Annotated in this window: 16 protein-coding genes; 12 read left to right on the plus strand and 4 right to left on the minus strand. The window is 64.6% G+C overall.

The window, feature by feature from the left end; translation table 11 throughout:
- Positions 1-107 precede the first annotated feature (107 nt).
- Positions 108-986, minus strand: coding sequence for a helix-turn-helix domain-containing GNAT family N-acetyltransferase (locus BUR94_RS00555; RefSeq protein ID WP_074254338.1), 879 nt, complete (start codon positions 984-986; stop codon positions 108-110).
- 96 nt (positions 987-1,082) lie between these two features.
- On the opposite strand from BUR94_RS00555, the gene BUR94_RS00560 reads away from it, so the two are divergent.
- The 3 genes from BUR94_RS00560 to BUR94_RS00570 all read left to right on the plus strand — a co-directional run bounded on the left by BUR94_RS00560 (position 1,083) and on the right by BUR94_RS00570 (position 4,609).
- The gene (locus BUR94_RS00560; RefSeq protein ID WP_074254339.1) at positions 1,083-1,691 is read left to right on the plus strand and encodes a nicotinate-nucleotide adenylyltransferase; all 609 of its coding nucleotides are present in this window, start codon (positions 1,083-1,085) and stop codon (positions 1,689-1,691) included.
- Positions 1,692-1,739: 48 nt separating this feature from the next.
- A complete protein-coding gene (gene dacB, locus BUR94_RS00565) occupies positions 1,740-3,239 on the plus strand; it encodes a D-alanyl-D-alanine carboxypeptidase/D-alanyl-D-alanine endopeptidase (RefSeq protein ID WP_074254340.1) in 1,500 nt (499 codons plus the stop codon).
- An 89-nt stretch (positions 3,240-3,328) separates the two neighbouring features.
- Positions 3,329-4,609, plus strand: a complete 1,281-nt coding sequence (locus BUR94_RS00570; protein WP_074254341.1) for a PAS domain-containing protein — start codon at positions 3,329-3,331, stop codon at positions 4,607-4,609.
- A gap of 20 nt (positions 4,610-4,629) precedes the next feature.
- Here BUR94_RS00570 and BUR94_RS00575 read toward each other — a convergent pair whose 3' ends face one another.
- Positions 4,630-5,031: a tellurite resistance TerB family protein gene (locus BUR94_RS00575; RefSeq protein WP_245794536.1), complete on the minus strand. Its 402-nt coding sequence runs from the start codon at positions 5,029-5,031 to the stop codon at positions 4,630-4,632.
- A gap of 149 nt (positions 5,032-5,180) precedes the next feature.
- Between BUR94_RS00575 and BUR94_RS00580 the strand changes: the two genes are divergently transcribed.
- From BUR94_RS00580 to BUR94_RS00590, 3 genes are all read left to right on the plus strand, one after another.
- Positions 5,181-6,755, plus strand: a complete 1,575-nt coding sequence (locus tag BUR94_RS00580; protein WP_074254343.1) for a lysine--tRNA ligase — start codon at positions 5,181-5,183, stop codon at positions 6,753-6,755.
- A gap of 54 nt (positions 6,756-6,809) precedes the next feature.
- Entirely contained in the window at positions 6,810-7,214 is a 405-nt protein-coding gene (locus BUR94_RS00585) for a DUF4864 domain-containing protein (protein ID WP_074254344.1), read from the plus strand.
- Between the two features lie 183 nt (positions 7,215-7,397).
- The gene (locus BUR94_RS00590; protein ID WP_074254345.1) at positions 7,398-9,689 is read left to right on the plus strand and encodes a glycosyl hydrolase family 28-related protein; all 2,292 of its coding nucleotides are present in this window, start codon (positions 7,398-7,400) and stop codon (positions 9,687-9,689) included.
- 42 nt (positions 9,690-9,731) lie between these two features.
- Here the strand turns inward: BUR94_RS00590 and BUR94_RS00595 are convergent, their stop codons facing one another.
- Positions 9,732-10,223, minus strand: a complete 492-nt coding sequence (locus tag BUR94_RS00595; RefSeq protein WP_074254346.1) for a HugZ family pyridoxamine 5'-phosphate oxidase — start codon at positions 10,221-10,223, stop codon at positions 9,732-9,734.
- 76 nt (positions 10,224-10,299) lie between these two features.
- Here BUR94_RS00595 and BUR94_RS00600 point away from each other — a divergent pair, with 76 nt between their 5' ends.
- The 5 genes from BUR94_RS00600 (at position 10,300) to BUR94_RS00620 (ending at position 12,724) form a co-directional block, all read left to right on the plus strand.
- Positions 10,300-10,707 (plus strand): universal stress protein, encoded by a 408-nt coding sequence (locus BUR94_RS00600; protein WP_074254347.1) that lies wholly within the window; start codon positions 10,300-10,302, stop codon positions 10,705-10,707.
- Between the two features lie 68 nt (positions 10,708-10,775).
- The gene (locus BUR94_RS00605) at positions 10,776-11,093 is read left to right on the plus strand and encodes an antibiotic biosynthesis monooxygenase family protein (RefSeq protein WP_074254348.1); all 318 of its coding nucleotides are present in this window, start codon (positions 10,776-10,778) and stop codon (positions 11,091-11,093) included.
- Positions 11,093-11,671, plus strand: a complete 579-nt coding sequence (locus BUR94_RS00610; RefSeq protein ID WP_074254349.1) for a rhodanese-like domain-containing protein — start codon at positions 11,093-11,095, stop codon at positions 11,669-11,671. The genes BUR94_RS00605 and BUR94_RS00610 overlap by 1 nt, the downstream gene beginning before the upstream one ends.
- An 84-nt stretch (positions 11,672-11,755) precedes the next feature.
- Complete coding sequence (locus BUR94_RS00615; protein WP_074254350.1) at positions 11,756-12,070, plus strand: TFIIB-type zinc ribbon-containing protein; 315 nt, start codon at positions 11,756-11,758, stop codon at positions 12,068-12,070.
- An 81-nt stretch (positions 12,071-12,151) separates the two neighbouring features.
- The gene (locus tag BUR94_RS00620) at positions 12,152-12,724 is read left to right on the plus strand and encodes a hypothetical protein (RefSeq protein ID WP_074254351.1); all 573 of its coding nucleotides are present in this window, start codon (positions 12,152-12,154) and stop codon (positions 12,722-12,724) included.
- A 6-nt stretch (positions 12,725-12,730) separates the two neighbouring features.
- Here the strand turns inward: BUR94_RS00620 and uvrB are convergent, their stop codons facing one another.
- Positions 12,731-14,935 (minus strand): excinuclease ABC subunit UvrB, encoded by a 2,205-nt coding sequence (uvrB, locus tag BUR94_RS00625; RefSeq protein ID WP_074254352.1) that lies wholly within the window; start codon positions 14,933-14,935, stop codon positions 12,731-12,733.
- 317 nt (positions 14,936-15,252) lie between these two features.
- Between uvrB and BUR94_RS00630 the strand changes: the two genes are divergently transcribed.
- Complete coding sequence (locus tag BUR94_RS00630) at positions 15,253-15,564, plus strand: ETC complex I subunit (protein WP_074254353.1); 312 nt, start codon at positions 15,253-15,255, stop codon at positions 15,562-15,564.
- Positions 15,565-15,593: the final 29 nt, after the last annotated feature.

Below are 15,593 nucleotides of genomic sequence, written 5' to 3' on the forward strand. Positions count from 1 at the left end.
GGTAGCATGAGTCGGGCATGTTCTGCCGTGAGGGGAGCGTGATTTGCACGAGAAAAGCGCCTCTCTTCATGCGGGGAGGTGCGCGCGCGGACCTCGAGGGGCGCCGGCTACAAGGCCTTCTCGAAAAAATGGTCGGGGTAGGGGTCGTCGTTGAAGCGGTCGATCTCGGTCCAGCCGGCGTTGCGATACATCGCCACGGCCTCGGGCAGAGCGGAGTTCGTGTCGAGCCGAAGCACGGCCATGCCAAGCTGGCGTGCACGGGACTCCAGCTCGTCCATCAGCCGCGTGGCCAGTCGCAGGCCCCGGGCGGAGGGCGCGACCCAGAGCCGCTTCACCTCTCCGAAGGCCTGCCCGCCCTTCAGCCCCACGCACCCCACCGGCAGCCCGTCGGAGCGGGCCACGAGGAAGCTGCCGATGGGCGCGCGCATCGAGGCGGCATCGGGGTCGCGTGAGAGGTTCACGTCGAAGCCCTGGGCAAAGCGGCGGCCGAGTTCGGCGTAATACTCGCCCAGGCAGTAGCGGCTTTCGTCGGACTGAGGGTCTTCCTCGGTTACCTCGATCCGGTGCTGTCCGAGGGCAGAGGCGACCAGGTCCATCGCATCCAGCAGGGCCCGGGGGCGGGGGTGATGGGCGAGCAGCTGCGCAGCTCGATCGTCGGAGAGCTTCTCGTAGGCGGCGAATTCCGCGAGGCCGGCTTCGGTGAGCCGGGCCAGGCGCTTGCGTCCATCTTCCGGGTGCGGGGCGACCGAAACCAGCCCTTCCGCTTCGAGCCCGCGCAGAAGCCGCGAGAGCAGCCCGCTGTCGAGGCCGAGAAAGTCGCGCACATCGCCCAGCTCGCGGCCCGCTGCCCCGGCCTGGCCGATGGCATTTAGGACCCGCGCCGCGCCGAGCGGGCGACCCCGGCCGAGAAAACTGTCATCGAGCGCGCCGGTCTCGGTGGTGACGGCGCGGTTGAAGCGGCGGATTCGGGCTATATCGGTCAGCATTGTAGCTGACTTAGGTCAGGCAAAATGCGCGGTCAATACGCAACTGCGGTTGAAACCGATTGACTTGTCCCTGCCCCACCGCGCAACAAGCCGCTGATGAGATGGGATATTCCATACGCTGCACCGGGACAGGCGGTGGGTTTGCTGGGTGGCAGTTTCGACCCGGCCCACGAGGGGCATCTGCATGTCACGCGGGAGGCGCTGAAACGGTTCGGGCTCGACGCGGCGTGGTGGCTGGTGAGCCCCGGCAACCCGCTGAAGGCGCGTGGACCGGCCCCGCTCGAGACCCGCATGGCCGAGGCCCGGGCGCTGGTTGACGGTGACCCGCGCATCACGGTGACCGGCATCGAGGCCCGCCTGGGCACGCGCTACACCGCCGAAACCGTCGCGGGGCTTCAGCGGCTCTATCCCAGGGTGAGGTTCACCTGGCTGATGGGGGCAGACAACCTCGCGCAGTTTCATCTGTGGGATCGCTGGGAGGAGATCATGGCGCGGGTGCCCGTTGGGGTGATCGCGCGGCCCGGCCAAAGGCTCTCCGCCCGGATGTCGAAGACGGCCGAGCGCTTCGCCCGGCACCGTCTTCCGGCTGCTGCCTCGCATCTCCTGCCGCTGGCCGACCCGCCGGCGTGGTGTTTCATCAACATCCCGATGAGCCATCAGTCCTCGACTGCGATCCGCGCCGCGCGCGAGGCTGCAAAGAAGTGATCGCGTGAAGGCTTGAGGCCGGTCGCGGGTTTTGCTTTTGTCGCCGCCATGAACGGTCCTACCCTCTCCCGCCGCTTCGTGCTTGCAGGCCTTCTGACGTCTGCGGCCTCCTGCTCGCTGGCGGATGCACCCGAACGCTCGCTGCGGCCGGCGGCAAAACCGCTGAGCGAGAGTGGCTCCGCGCGCCATGCCAGCGGTGCCGAGGCCCTGATCGAGGCCGCCAAGCTCGACGGCAAGGTGGGGTTCGTGGTGGCCGATTCCCGAACCGGACAGGTGCTGGAATCGCACAATCCGCTGCTGCCTCTGCCGCCCGCGTCCACCGCCAAGGCGATCACCGCGCTCTTTGCGCTGGAACGGCTCGGGCCGGGTTTTCGCTATGCCACCGAAGTCATTGCGACCGGCCCGGTGGCCGGTGGCGTGGTGCAGGGCGATATCGTCCTTGCCGGGTCCGGCGACCCGACGCTCGACACCAACCGGCTGGCAGAACTTGCGCAGCGCATGCGCCGGGCCGGCGTGACAGGTGCGACGGGGCGGATCAGGGTTTGGGAAGGCGCGCTGCCGAGCCTGCGCACAATCGACGCCGAGCAGCCGGATCATGTGGGCTATTCGCCGGGCATCTCCGGGCTGAACCTCAACTTCAACCGAGTCCACTTCGAGTGGAAGCGGGCGGGCAGCGGGTATTCGGTGACGATGGACGCCCGGTCCGACAAGTATCGGCCTCCGGTTCGAACCGCCCGGATGGACGTGTCCAACCGCGACCTGCCCGTTTATACCTACGAGCAGCAAGGCGGCGTGGACCGTTGGACGGTCGCCAGCAAGGCGCTGGGCAAGGGTGGCTCGCGCTGGCTGCCGGTGCGCAATCCGGGTGCCTATGCCGGTGAGGTCTTTCACTCCCTCGCCGCGGCCCAGGGGATCCGTGCCGAGCTGGGCGAGCCTGTCTCGCGGCGTCCGCAGGGCACGGTGCTCGCACAGGTCCTGTCCGACGATCTGTCGACCATCCTGCGGGACATGCTCCAGTATTCCACCAACATCACCGCCGAGGTGGTCGGGATGACCGCCGCCGGGCGCGGCGGGTCGATGCCGCGCAGCCTCAGGGAGTCGGGTGCCGGTATGGCCCGCTGGCTGGAGGCGCGGGTAGGCGCGAACAAGGCGCGTTTCGTCGATCACTCCGGCCTTGGGGCCGCTTCGGAAATTTCCTGCCGCGAGATGGTCGAGGCGCTGACGGTGCTTTCGCCGAAACTGGGCCTTCGGTCGTTGCTCAAGCCGATCCCGATGCGAAACTCCGCCGGACAGGTGCTGGACGGGCACCCGCTCGACATCGTCGCCAAGACCGGCACGCTCAACTTTGTGTCGGCGCTGGCCGGTTACGTGCGTGCACCCGATGGCACGGACCTCGCCTTTGCCATGTTCATGGCCGACGAGCCGCGCCGCAACAGGCTGAGCAAGGCGGAGCGCGAGAGCCCGCAGGGGGCCTCGGCCTGGAATGGGCGGGCCAAGAACCTGCAGCTGCGGCTGATCGAACGGTGGGGCGCGCTTTATACGGGCTGACTCTGGCCCGTTAACCATCTGAAAACCTTCATCGCGTACTGCTGGCGTGTGTGGGCTCAAAACGCCCGCCAGCGAGCCGCGGAGGGGCCATGCCAGAGACCCGAGTGCAGGCGCAGCGCCCGACAAAGGGAGAAGCGCCATTCGAGTTTGACGAGATCTTCTTTTCGCGCACCGACGAGCGCGGGGTCATCCGCTCCGGCAACCAGGTTTTCCAGCGTGTGTCCGCCCACCGCTGGAGTGACCTCATTGGCGCGCCGCACAAGCTCATTCGCCATCCCGACATGCCCAAAGGGTTCTTTCAGCTGTTCTGGGACCGGTTGAAGGTTGGCAAGGTGGTATCGGGCTACGTCAAGAACCTGGCCGCGGACGGGCTGCACTACTGGGTCTATGCCATCGTCGCACCGGTGCAGGGTGGCGGCTTCGTTTCGGTCCGGATCAAGCCTTCGATAGAGCTGCTCCAGCGCGTTTCGGACGAATACGCGCGGCTTTGCAGGGCCGAAGTGGAAGAGTGCCTGACACCGAGCGACAGCGCCGAGCGCCTCGTTGGCCGGCTCCGCGAGGCGGGGTATGTCGATATCGAGCAGTTCATGGCGACCAGCCTCGCCGACGAACTCGCCAGCCGCGATGCAAGGCTGGGCCGCCCCGAGGCTCCGCGCGGCCATCGCTTCGCCTTGGTGGCGCGCGCGGTCAACGAAGCGATCGCGCATACGACCGCGCTGTGCGAGACCTTCAACGCCATCGAGGCCGTGCCCCACAACATGCGGATCCTCGCCTCGCGTCTCGAGTCGTCCGGCGGGCCGATCGCCGCGATCTCGTCGAATTACGGGTCGATGTCGAAGGAGATCTCCGACTGGGTCAACAACTTCATCCTTGGCGATGCCAGCGCCTTCGCGAACCTGCGAAACGCCGTCAGCCGCAGCCGGATGCTAAGCGCCATGGCCCGGGTTTTCGAAGAGGCACGCGCGCAGTTCGACACCGAGAGTTGGGACGACGATGCGCAGTTCGACAGCGAAGGAGAAAAGGCGCTGCTGCTCGCCATCGCCACGGAGTATCGCAAGAAGGCCGAAATCTTTCTGCTGGCGGTGGAGCGCGAGGCGCAGGTGTTTGGCCGTGCCGTCGCCGACATGAAGCGGATGATTGCCGGACTTTCGACCACGCGCATGATGTGCAAGATCGAGAGCGCACGGCTGCCCGACCACAACGAAAGCCTCATGGCGATCATCGACCAGCTCGACACCTTCCAGACCGAACTCGAAAGCCGGCTGGAGAAGATCGGGGAGATCACGAGCGCGGTGCTGGCGGCTGCGCGCTCGCTCGAGATCTGCGGCACCGGGGAGAAGCCGGGCACGCCCGCGATCAGGGTCGCCTGAGACTCAGTCTCGCAGAGGTTTCAGAGCGTGAGGTGCCGGGCCCTGGCGCCGCGCTCGATGGCTGCACCGTGGAGCCTGTCGATGTTGAGCTCGTAGCGCATTTCCTGGAGGAAGGCCAATTCGGCCTCCTGGAGCTTGCCGTCGGAGGCAGCCACATCGCAGGCCAGCGCATAGGCGGTCTCGTAGAGACGTGCGGGCAGCCCGTCTCGGATGAGCATGAAGAAGGCGTCGAGCCCGTCCTCGGCTTCGAACAGGTCGAACACCGTCGCGGAGACGCCGCGAATCCGGTCCTGATCGTAGTCTGCGAAGACGGGCAGATGGTTGACGATGCGCTCGATCGTCACCAGCTCTGCCGTGCGGATCGCCTCGTCCGAGACCGAAACCGCGATCATCACCGCCACGAGGCAGTCCTGAGGAGTCATCGAGGGGGTATCTTCACTCACGTCTTGCCTCTCTTTCGCCGCTTCGCGCAGGTTTCGTGCCTGTTTTATTGACCTCGCTCCCCTGCCGCAATAGGGAGCGGTCTGCGGGCGCGCATGGGGCGGGCCCCCTGAACCGAAAGCACGAACAGATGTCCGACCTGCGGCAGATCGCGATGGAGAGCAAAGCCTGGCCCTTCGAGGAGGCACGGGCCGTGCTCAAACGCATCGAGAAGACGCCGCCCAAAAAGGGATACGTGCTGTTCGAAACCGGCTACGGGCCGAGCGGCCTGCCGCATATCGGTACCTTCGGAGAGGTGTTGCGGACCACGATGATCCGCCGCGCCTTCGAGGTGATCTCGGACATGCCGACCAAGCTCATCTGCTTTTCGGATGACATGGACGGAATGCGCAAGGTCCCCGGCAACGTGCCCAATCAGGAGCGGCTGCGCGAGGATCTCCAGCGCCCGCTGACCAGCGTCTACGACCCGTTCGAGACGCACGAGAGCTTCGGGCACCACAACAACGCCATGCTGCGGCGGTTTCTCGACACCTTCGGTTTCGACTACGAGTTCATCTCGGCCACAGACTTCTACAAGGAAGGCCGGTTCGACGAGGTGCTTTGCCGCGCCGCCGAGCGCTATGATGACGTGATGGCGGTGATGCTGAAGAGCCTCCGCGAGGAGCGCCAGCAGACCTACTCGATCTTTCTGCCGATCCACCCCGAGACCGGCCGGGTGCTCTATGTTCCGATGAAGCATGTGGATGCGGTGAACCACACCATCACCTTCGATGACGAGACCGGCCGCGAGTGGACGCTTCCGGTGACTGGCGGCAACGTGAAGCTCCAGTGGAAGCCCGATTTCGGCGCCCGTTGGGCCGCGCTCGACGTCGATTTCGAAATGTACGGCAAGGACCACTCGACCAACACGCCGATCTACGACCGGATCTGCGAGATCCTGGGGGGCAAGAAGCCCGAGCATTTCACCTACGAGCTCTTCCTCGACGACAAGGGCCAGAAGATCTCGAAGTCTTCGGGCAACGGGATCAGCATCGACGAGTGGCTGACCTATGCGGCGACCGAGAGCCTCGGCTATTTCATGTATCAGAAGCCCAAGACGGCAAAGCGCCTGCATTGGGACGTGATTCCGAAGATGGTGGACGAGTATCACCAGCAGCTCCGGGCCTTCCCCGATCAGGACGCGAAGGCGCAGTTTGCCAACCCGGTCTGGCACATCCACGAGGGCAAGCCGCCGGTCTCCAACATGGTGGTGCCGTTCTCGATGCTGCTGAACCTGGCGAGCGTGTCCGGCGCGCATGACAAGGAGACCCTCTGGGGGTTCATCCGCCGCTATGCGCCGGGAGCGGAGCCGGAGACCCACCCCGACCTCGACGCCGCGGCGGGCTTTGCGGTGAAGTACTTCGAGGATTTCGTGGCCCCTCACCGCACCTATCGCGCGCCGACGGAGCAGGAGCGCGACGCGCTCGAAGACCTGCGCGACAAGCTCAAGGCCTGGGATGGCGGGCTCGATGCGGAGGCGTTGCAGGGCGTGGTCTACGAGGTCGGCCGCGAGCGGTTCGACCCGATGAAAGGCTGGTTCACCGCGCTCTACCAGGTGCTGCTGGGCGCGGACCAGGGCCCGCGATTTGGCGGCTTCATCGCGCTCTACGGGGTCGATGAGACTGTGGCGCTGATCGACAAGGCGCTCGCCGGCGACCTCGCCTGATTTGCCCGACCGGGAAAGCAAGCTACCTTCCTTGAGGTCAAGGGAGGTAGCTTCATGCGGTTCATCGTTCTTTCACTTGCCCTTCTTCTCGCGGTGCCCGCCGCGAAAGCTCAGGAGGCGAACACCATTCCCGATGTGATCGGCCGCCAGCTCGAAGCCTTCGAGGCCGACGACTTTGCCCGCGCCTTCACTTTCGCCAGCCCGATGATCAAGGGCCTGTTCGGCACGCCCGAGAACTTCGGCGCGATGGTTCGCCAGGGGTATCCGATGGTGCATCGGCCGGAGGGCGTGACCTTTGGCGCCCAGCGTGTCGAGGGGGAGAGCATTTACCAGACGGTGACGATCCGAGACGCCCAAGGCCGCTATCACGCGCTCGAGTACGAGATGATCCCGGATGGGGCAGCCGGCTGGCTGATCGACGGGGTCAGCTTCATCCCGGCGCCCGACGTTTCGGTCTGATCGAAGCGGACGCTGGGGTTACCAAGCCTTCAGCCTTCTTGCGTAGAACCACATCCGCACCGGCACAGCGCCGGACCATTCCGCCTATCGAAACACAATCGAGACCTGCCTCGCCGTGCGTGGCGGGTGTCGGGTTGTGGCCGCTGGCAAGGTGCGGCCCGGAACACACAAAGGGGTTTTGCGATGAACAAGGCAATCACCGACGGTATCGTCTTCATGCCGCCGGCTTTTTCTGGCGGCCTCGATGTCTGGTCGAAAGGCGATGGCACGCCGGGGAGTGCCACCTATGATGGCGACCCCAATGCCGCGCTGGTGCCCTCGGATTCCGATTTCGGCGGCTGCCTCGAACTGGTCAAGAGCTCCGGCACCCAGAAGCTCCGCTACATGGGTGAAACGCCGATTCTGCCAGGCTGCTATCTCCGGGTCACCGCGCGGCTGAAGGCGGTGGCGGGCAACCTGCCCGCCGTGCGCATTGCCGCGTGGGCCGGTGGTGCAGGCGGTGCCCATGTGACCGGTCTCGACGAGACCGGGCCCTCGGTGACACTCACCTCCTATGGCGAGGTCGTCGAGGTATCGGCGATCATCGGCACCGCGACCCGAACGGGCGTGAACATGCCCTGGACCACGGATGTGCTCTATGCGCACGTCGGGCTTGACCTCACGGGGCCCAACGGCGGCGTGGTGCGGATTGACGACATCGTGGTCGAAGACATCACTGCCGCCTTCCTGCGTGAGCTGATGGCCTGGGTCGACGTGCGCGATTTCGGGGCGGTCGGTGATGGCGTGGCAGACGATGCGGCGGCGTTCAATGCTGCCGACGACGCGGCCAACGGTCGCTCGGTGCTGGTGCCCGAAGGCACCTACTTCCTGGGTAGCACGGTGACCATCGACAACCCCATCCGATTTGTCGGCACGCTGATCATGCCGACCGACAAGCGACTGTCGTTGAAAAAGAACTTCGACCTGCCAACCTACATCGAAGCCTTCGGAGACGAGGTTCTGGCGTTTCGAAAGGCGGTGCAATCGCTGTTCAACTTCAACGACCACGACAGCCTCGACATGGGCGGGCGCAAGATCGACCTGACCGAGCCGATCGACATCAAGGCGGCCATCGACAACCAGGATGCCTTTCTCATTCGCCGGGTGATCCGGAATGGCCAGTTTCAGGCCTCCACATCGGCGGCGTGGGACGATACGGTGGTCACCTCGCAGGCCAGCTATTCGACATCCAATGACAAGACCCTGACCGGCGTCACCAATGTCGCCAACATCGAAGTCGGAAGCCTGGTGACGGGCGCCGGCGTTGGCCGCGAGGTCTATGTGAAGTCGAAGAACGTGGGCGCGCAGACGGTCACGCTCTCGAAGTCTCTCTACGGCGCGTCCGGGACCCAGAACTTCACCTTTACCCGGTTCAAGTACATGCTCGATTTTTCCGGCATGGTGAACATGGACAAGTTCGTCTTTGCAGACATCGAGTTTCAGTGCTCCGGCAAGGCCTCGGGCATCCTGCTGCCCCAGGATGGGCTGAACTTCCAAATTCGTGACTGCTTCATCACGTCGCCCAAGGATCGCGGGATCACCTCCATCGGAGGGGCGTGCCAGGGGATGCAGCTCGACCGGTGCCAGTTTCTGTCAAGCGAGCAGAGCGCCGATGTGCAGGATCGCCATACCATCGCGGTCAACATCAACTCCAACGATGCAAAGGTCCGCGATTGCCGGGCTGTGCGTTTTTTGCATTTTCTCGTGCTGGGCGGGTCGAACTACATCATCCAGGGCAACCACTGGTTTCAGGGAGACGGCGTGAACCAGGGTCTGCGCTCGGCGGGGCTCGTGTTTACCTCGGTCAACGTGTCCAGCACGATCAACTCGAACTACGTCGACAACAACTTCATTGAATGGACCAACGAGCACGACGCCTCGCCCGACTACAACTCGGGATACTCCTTCGGCGCGCTCTCCGTGCAGAACAACGTGTTCTTCTGCACCAATGCCGCGCCGTGGTTCACCTTTTTCGTGCTGAAGCCCTTCGGCGCTGGGCATTTCGTGCACGGGCTCACCGTGACCGGCAACATGTTCAAGGCGGTCAACGGTGGCATCGACCGGGTGGAGCAGGTGGATGAGAGCTACGCCGGGTTCGATTACGGTCGCTTTCGCAACATCCAGTTTCACTCCAACACCTTCAACGGGATCAATCAGATGACTGTGAGCCCCGTGGCGCTGCAATTCGACCAGAGCAGCGCGGCCAGCACATGGAGTTTGAACTTTGGCGATTACCTGCCGTTCGGCGGACGCGCCCGCAACGTGGAGAGCGTGGTGGCCGAAAACTCGATCGACACGGCGAGCGGCGCGAAACTCTGGTCGATGCCCTATGTGCGGGTCGAGCGGGGCGCCAGCCAACAGGAGGTGGACCTCGAGTGGGAGCAAGCCTGCAAGGGGCGCGTGCATGTGATCGCACGGGTCGACAACCCCAACTGATGCCCGGCGGGGGCTGGCGTTTGGGCGCCGGCCCCCTCTCGGTCAGGGCGAGACGATGCCCAAATCCTTTGGCGTAAGCCGAAAAGCCTTGCCGAATCCGCCGTTCAGGAACGCGCTCTGAACGTCCAGTGCGACGAAGCCGAAATCGCCGAAATCAATATAGAGCTTTGCCTTCGGATGGCTTTCCAGCCAGCGGGCCCGCAGCGCGGCGTGGTCGTCGCTCTCGCGGGCCACGAAGCGGGCCGTGCACTGCACCGTCAGGCGAGGGTGGGTCAGCGGGTCGCCCCTTTCGCCGGGTTCGCCGACAAGCAGAGACGCCGCCGGGCCGGCCTTGAGCGCTCTTGTATGGGCCGAAAGCGAAGAAACCAGCGTGACCGGGCTGCCGGCCGCATCGGTGCCGACCGCGATACGGGTCACCAGTGGCGCACCGCCGTCGAGCACGCCCAGTGCGCCATATCGGGCCGTGTCGAGCAGGCCGCGGGCCAGCGCGCGGGCCTCATCGTCGGTCGGGCGGATCGGGTCGGTCTCGGGCATGATGATTCAGGTCAAGGCGGCAGGGTTCGGCGCAGCATATCCTCATCCCTGCACCATTGGACAGGAGGGCCATCCCATGTATTCGACCATTCTCGTTCCCATCGCCTTCGAGCACGACCGTGACAGCAATGCAGCGCTCGAGATCGCCGAGGCGCTGCTGGCCCCGGGGGGCAGCATCACCGCGCTCCACGTCATCGAGGAGGTGCCGAGCTACGCCGCCACCTATGTCGACGAGGCCCTGTTGAAGGAAGCCCGCACCGGCGTGGAAGAGGCGCTCTTTGCCAAGCTGGGCGACCACAAGACGGTCACGCCGAGAGTCGTCACCGGCCACTCCGGCCGCACCATCCTCGATGTGGCCGAGAGCATGGGCGCCGATCTCATCGTCATCGCCTCTCATCGGCCGGGCTTGCAGGACTATTTCCTGGGCTCCACCGCTGCCCGCGTGGTGCGCCATGCCCAGTGCTGCGTGCATGTGATCCGCTGATCGGCAAGGCGGGCTTTGTCCCGCCCATCCCTTCCGCTAGGCTGGCACCAGCCAGGGAGGAGGACCCCATGCCAACCATTGCCACCGACACCAACTGCCAGACGGTGCTGACCACCTTCGAGGTCACGCCCGGCACCTGTGAAGACGTGCTCGACGCGCTGAAGTCGGCCTATGCCGAGGTCATCTCCAGGCAGCCGGGCTTCATCGCCGCGGCGCTGCATGTGAACGACGCCCAGACGCGGATCGCCAATTATTCGCAGTGGACAAAGCGCGAGGACTTTCAGGCCATGTTGCGGACGAAAGAGATGCGAGAGCGCAACCGCGCCATCCACGCCGAGGTGAAGAGCTTCGAACCGGTGATGATGGACGTGGCGGCGGTGTTCTGATGCGCTGGCTCGCGCTCCTGCTGCTTGCCAGCCCCGCCGTCGCAGACCCGGTTGGCATCACGCCCGATGTGATGTCGGTCACGGTCCAAACCCCCTCCGGTCCGGTCGAGATTTCGCGCCTGCAGGACAATGCCGCCGTGATCGAGGGGGAGTTCGCCCGGATCGCCCGACCTTGCCCCAACTTCTGCATCCAGCCCATGGTGCCGGCGCCCGGTGTCACCCCCATCGGGGAGCTGGAGCTGCTGGAGTTTCTCGCCGATCCCGAAGCGGTGGTGATCGACGGTCGCATCCGCCCCGAGTTCGAGGCCGGCACCATCCCCGGCGCCGTGTCGGTGCCCTACACCGAGGCCGCCGACCGCCTTGGCGAGCTCGGCTGCGAGCCCGACTTCGAGGGCTTCATCTGCGAAGGCGAGCACCCGCGCGTCGCGCTCTTCTGCAACGGCCCCTGGTGCGGCCAGTCGCCCACGGCGGCGCGGCGGATGATCGAGGCGGGCTACCCTGCGGAGCTGATCCACTACTACCGCGGCGGCATGCAGATGTGGCGGATGCTGGGGCTCACGGTGGTGCCGGGCTCCTAGGGCGGGGCGCTCTGCCGCAGGGCTCTTGCGCCGGGCCCATTCGTTCATACCTTTCCCCGGAAGCGAACCGCGAAAGGACAGCCCATGAACTGCCCCCACTGCAACATCCCCCTCTCCATGGCCGACCGCACCGGTATCGAGATCGACTTCTGCCCCCAGTGCCGCGGCATCTGGCTGGACCGCGGCGAGCTGGACAAGATCATCGAGCGGGCGAACGCGCCGCTCGGCGGCCCCTCCGGCGCCCGCTACGACAAAGGGGCGGTGCGGAGCCGCGATTGGGACGATGTCGACGAGGATGACGATTACCGCCGGTCTGGGAAGGGCGGCGACGACCGCTACCGCGGGAAGCGGAAGAAGAAGGGCGTGGGGTCGATCTTGGGGGATATCTTTGATTTCTAGAAACCAATGACTAAGCTGACCTCGGCGAAAATTGTATGGTGCTTGGATGTATCGCATTCGCGCCGTGGTTGAGGAAGTTATATGGATAGTGTTACGACAGCCTTTGAGTTGATGGAGGTCGAACTGGATTCGGAAGTCGACAGTCTCAATGCTCGGGGCGCAGAGTGCTTCAGGAACTCTGATTACTCGCAAGCGGAACGTCTGATTGCTGAAGGGAAGTCGCTGCTAGACTTTTGTGCCCGAGTTAGGGAACTATCGGATGAGTGGAAGGACAAGTTTTCTGCCTCGTTCCCAGAAGAAGTGGTTCCTAACAACGTAGTCGAAGCTCGGAAAACCATTCTTGGCGCTTCGAAATCTGCAAAAACCCTCCTGACCGTAAAGTTTGAGGACGGCACGGTCGTTTATGAGCCCAAGGCTTTGGAGACGTTTGCTCTAGCCATTCAAAAAATTGGCTTTGATCGCGTGGAGCGATTGGGCCTCGTCGTCAACAGGGAACCCTTGGTGTCACGGTCCCCATCTAAGCGCTATGCCGACTTCCAGGTTGGAAACACGTTCATTAAGACCCATTCGAGTACTAGCCAGAAAAAACGTACTCTGGAAGAAATCGCTGCAAGGCTCGGGGAAAGCTTGATCGTGAGAATTGTCGAGGCCTAGCCCACACTACCTCTTCCGCCTCTTAACATTCCCCCCACGCTGCCCCGGCCGTCCCGCCGTGCTCCGCCCCGAAGCCTTCTGCCCCGCCTCCACAGCCGCATCCACCGCCGACTGACGTGCCAGCGGGTCTGCCGACACCACCAGGTCCACAGCTTCCAGCCGTTTCACCTCGTCGCGCAGCCGGGCGGCCTCCTCGAACTCCAGGTTCTCCGCCGCCTTGCGCATCTGGGTTCGCAGCGCATCCAGGTGGGCTTGCAGGTTCGCCCCGGTGCCGACGCCCTCGATCTTCGCGGTCACCCGGTTCATGTCCACGTCGCCCTTGTAGAGCCCGGCCAGCACATCCTCGACGTTCTTCTTGACCGTCGCGGGGGTGATCCCGTGCTCCTCGTTGTAGGCCATCTGCTTGGCGCGGCGTCGGTCGGTTTCGCGCATGGCGCGTTCCATCGAGCCGGTGATCTTGTCGGCATACATGATGACCCGGCCTTCGACGTTGCGCGCCGCGCGGCCGATGGTCTGGATCAGCGAGGTCTCCGACCGCAGGAACCCTTCCTTGTCGGCGTCCAGAATGGCGACCAGGCCACATTCGGGGATATCCAGACCCTCGCGCAGCAGGTTGATGCCCACCAGCACGTCGAAGGCTCCAAGCCGCAGGTCGCGGAGGATTTCGATGCGCTCGATGGTGTCGATGTCACTGTGCATGTAGCGCACCTTGATGCCCTGCTCGTGCAGATACTCGGTGAGATCCTCGGCCATCCGCTTGGTCAGGGTCGTCACCAGCGTGCGGTAGCCCTTGGCCGAGACCTTGCGGATCTCGTCCATCACGTCGTCGACCTGCGTATCGACCGGCCGGATCTCGATCACCGGGTCGAGCAGCCCCGTGGGCCGGATCACCTGCTCGACGAACACGCCGCCCGATTGCTCGATCTCCCAGGCTGCAGGGGTGGCGCTCACGAAGACCGACTGGGGCCGCATCGCGTCCCATTCCTCGAACTTGAGGGGCCGGTTGTCCATGCACGACGGCAGGCGGAAGCCGTGCTCCGCGAGGGTGAACTTGCGCCGGTAGTCGCCGCGATACATGCCGCCGATCTGGGGCACGCTCACGTGGCTTTCATCCGCAAACACGAGGGCATGGTCTGGGATGAACTCGAAGAGGGTAGGGGGCGGCTCACCCGGCGCGCGGCCCGTCAGGTAGCGCGAGTAGTTCTCGATGCCGTTGCAGACGCCGGTGGCTTCCAGCATCTCGATGTCGAAGTTGGTGCGCTGTTCCAGCCGCTGCGCCTCCAGCAGCTTGCCCTCGCCAACCAGCTGGTCGAGTCGCTGGCGCAGCTCTTTCTTGATGGCATTGATCGCCTGCTGCATCGTCGGCTTGGGCGTCACGTAGTGCGAGTTGGCGTAGATCCGCACCCGGTCCATTGCCGCAGCCTTCTCGCCGGTCAGCGGGTCGAACTCCACCATCGCCTCCAGCTCTTCGCCGAAGAACGAGAGCCGCCAGGCCCGGTCTTCGAGGTGCGCCGGCCAGATCTCCAGCGCATCGCCGCGCACCCGGAAGGTGCCGCGCTGAAACGCCTGATCGTTGCGCTTGTATTGCTGGGCGATCAGGTCGGCGATCACCTTGCGCTGGTCGTAGTCGCGGCCGATGTGCAGATCCTGGGTCATGGCGCCGTAGGTCTCGACCGAGCCGATGCCGTAGATGCAGGAGACCGAGGCCACGATGATCACGTCATCCCGCTCCAGCAGCGCCCGGGTGGCCGAGTGGCGCATCCGGTCGATCTGCTCGTTGATCTGGGATTCCTTCTCGATATAGGTGTCCGACCGCGGCACATAGGCCTCCGGCTGGTAGTAGTCGTAGTAGCTGACGAAATACTCTACCGCGTTGTCGGGAAAGAACCCCTTGAACTCGCCGTAGAGCTGGGCCGCCAGCGTCTTGTTGGGTGCCAGTATGATCGCCGGGCGCTGGGTTTCCTCGATCACCTTGGCCATGGTGAAGGTCTTGCCGGTGCCGGTGGCACCCAGCAGCACCTGGTCGCGGTCGCCGTTGCGCACGCCCTGGGCAAGCTCGGCAATCGCCGTCGGCTGGTCGCCTGCAGGCGAGAACTCGGTGTGCATCACGAAGGCCCGCCCGCCTTCCAGCTTTTCCCGCGTTCTCACGTCGGGGGCGGGCGAGTGCAAGACCGGCGGGCTCTCGGAACCGTCGTTATGAGCGTAGGGCATGGGGCAAAGCTCCTTTGCTCCCAAGATGCGGCCTTTCTCCCGAGGTTCAAGGCCCGCTCCTGACAGTGTCGTGTCAGGAGGTTGTCAGGGCAGCGGGCAGATTTCCGCCAATGCAATCGGAGGGAGAGTGATGCATTGATGACTCGCTCTGAGAGGTGTAGCCTGTAGATATGCAGCGACCCGACCGCCGGAGCCTGCCGAGCCCTGTGGCACCACATCGGCACGGCCCCGGCGGTCACCCTTGCATGGGCTTTGGGCCTTGCGTCACGGGGGCAATTTCGCCCATATGTCAGGCGGAAAGAGCCAGGAGATCCGCCATGCGCGCACGCATCTACCAGCCCGCCAAGACGGCCATGCAATCCGGCACCGCCAAGACAAGGGGCTGGGTGCTCGATTTCGCGCCCGCCGAAAGCCGTGAGCTTGACCCGCTGATGGGTTGGACCGGCTCGGGTGACACTCAATCCCAGGTGCGGCTGCGGTTCTCTTCCAAGGAGGAGGCGCTCGATTACGCCAAGGAACACGGGATCGACGCCGTCGTGACCGAGCCGCAGAAGCGCAAACCCAACATCCGCCCTGGCGGCTATGGCGAGAACTTCGCCACCTCCCGCCGCGAGCCCTGGTCGCATTGAGCTCGGCTCCAGTGCGCGACGCGGGCGTT

Source organism: Vannielia litorea, assembly GCF_900142295.1.
GTDB lineage: Bacteria > Pseudomonadota > Alphaproteobacteria > Rhodobacterales > Rhodobacteraceae > Vannielia > Vannielia litorea.

Bases quoted from the DNA above. Each gene is read 5' to 3' on its own strand.
- BUR94_RS00615 (WP_074254350.1), top strand. From the start codon at position 11,756: ATGAACTGCCCCCACTGCAACATCCCCCTCTCCATGGCCGACCGCACC.
- BUR94_RS00580 (WP_074254343.1), top strand. From the start codon at position 5,181: ATGTCCGACCTGCGGCAGATCGCGATGGAGAGCAAAGCCTGGCCCTTC.
- BUR94_RS00585 (WP_074254344.1), top strand. From the start codon at position 6,810: ATGCGGTTCATCGTTCTTTCACTTGCCCTTCTTCTCGCGGTGCCCGCC.
- uvrB (WP_074254352.1), bottom strand. From the start codon at position 14,935: ATGCCCTACGCTCATAACGACGGTTCCGAGAGCCCGCCGGTCTTGCAC.
- BUR94_RS00575 (WP_245794536.1), bottom strand. From the start codon at position 5,031: ATGACTCCTCAGGACTGCCTCGTGGCGGTGATGATCGCGGTTTCGGTC.
- BUR94_RS00605 (WP_074254348.1), top strand. From the start codon at position 10,776: ATGCCAACCATTGCCACCGACACCAACTGCCAGACGGTGCTGACCACC.
- dacB (WP_074254340.1), top strand. From the start codon at position 1,740: ATGAACGGTCCTACCCTCTCCCGCCGCTTCGTGCTTGCAGGCCTTCTG.
- BUR94_RS00555 (WP_074254338.1), bottom strand. From the start codon at position 986: ATGCTGACCGATATAGCCCGAATCCGCCGCTTCAACCGCGCCGTCACC.
- BUR94_RS00630 (WP_074254353.1), top strand. From the start codon at position 15,253: ATGCGCGCACGCATCTACCAGCCCGCCAAGACGGCCATGCAATCCGGC.
- BUR94_RS00595 (WP_074254346.1), bottom strand. From the start codon at position 10,223: ATGCCCGAGACCGACCCGATCCGCCCGACCGACGATGAGGCCCGCGCG.
- BUR94_RS00590 (WP_074254345.1), top strand. From the start codon at position 7,398: ATGAACAAGGCAATCACCGACGGTATCGTCTTCATGCCGCCGGCTTTT.
- BUR94_RS00620 (WP_074254351.1), top strand. From the start codon at position 12,152: ATGGATAGTGTTACGACAGCCTTTGAGTTGATGGAGGTCGAACTGGAT.
- BUR94_RS00610 (WP_074254349.1), top strand. From the start codon at position 11,093: ATGCGCTGGCTCGCGCTCCTGCTGCTTGCCAGCCCCGCCGTCGCAGAC.
- BUR94_RS00560 (WP_074254339.1), top strand. From the start codon at position 1,083: ATGAGATGGGATATTCCATACGCTGCACCGGGACAGGCGGTGGGTTTG.
- BUR94_RS00600 (WP_074254347.1), top strand. From the start codon at position 10,300: ATGTATTCGACCATTCTCGTTCCCATCGCCTTCGAGCACGACCGTGAC.
- BUR94_RS00570 (WP_074254341.1), top strand. From the start codon at position 3,329: ATGCCAGAGACCCGAGTGCAGGCGCAGCGCCCGACAAAGGGAGAAGCG.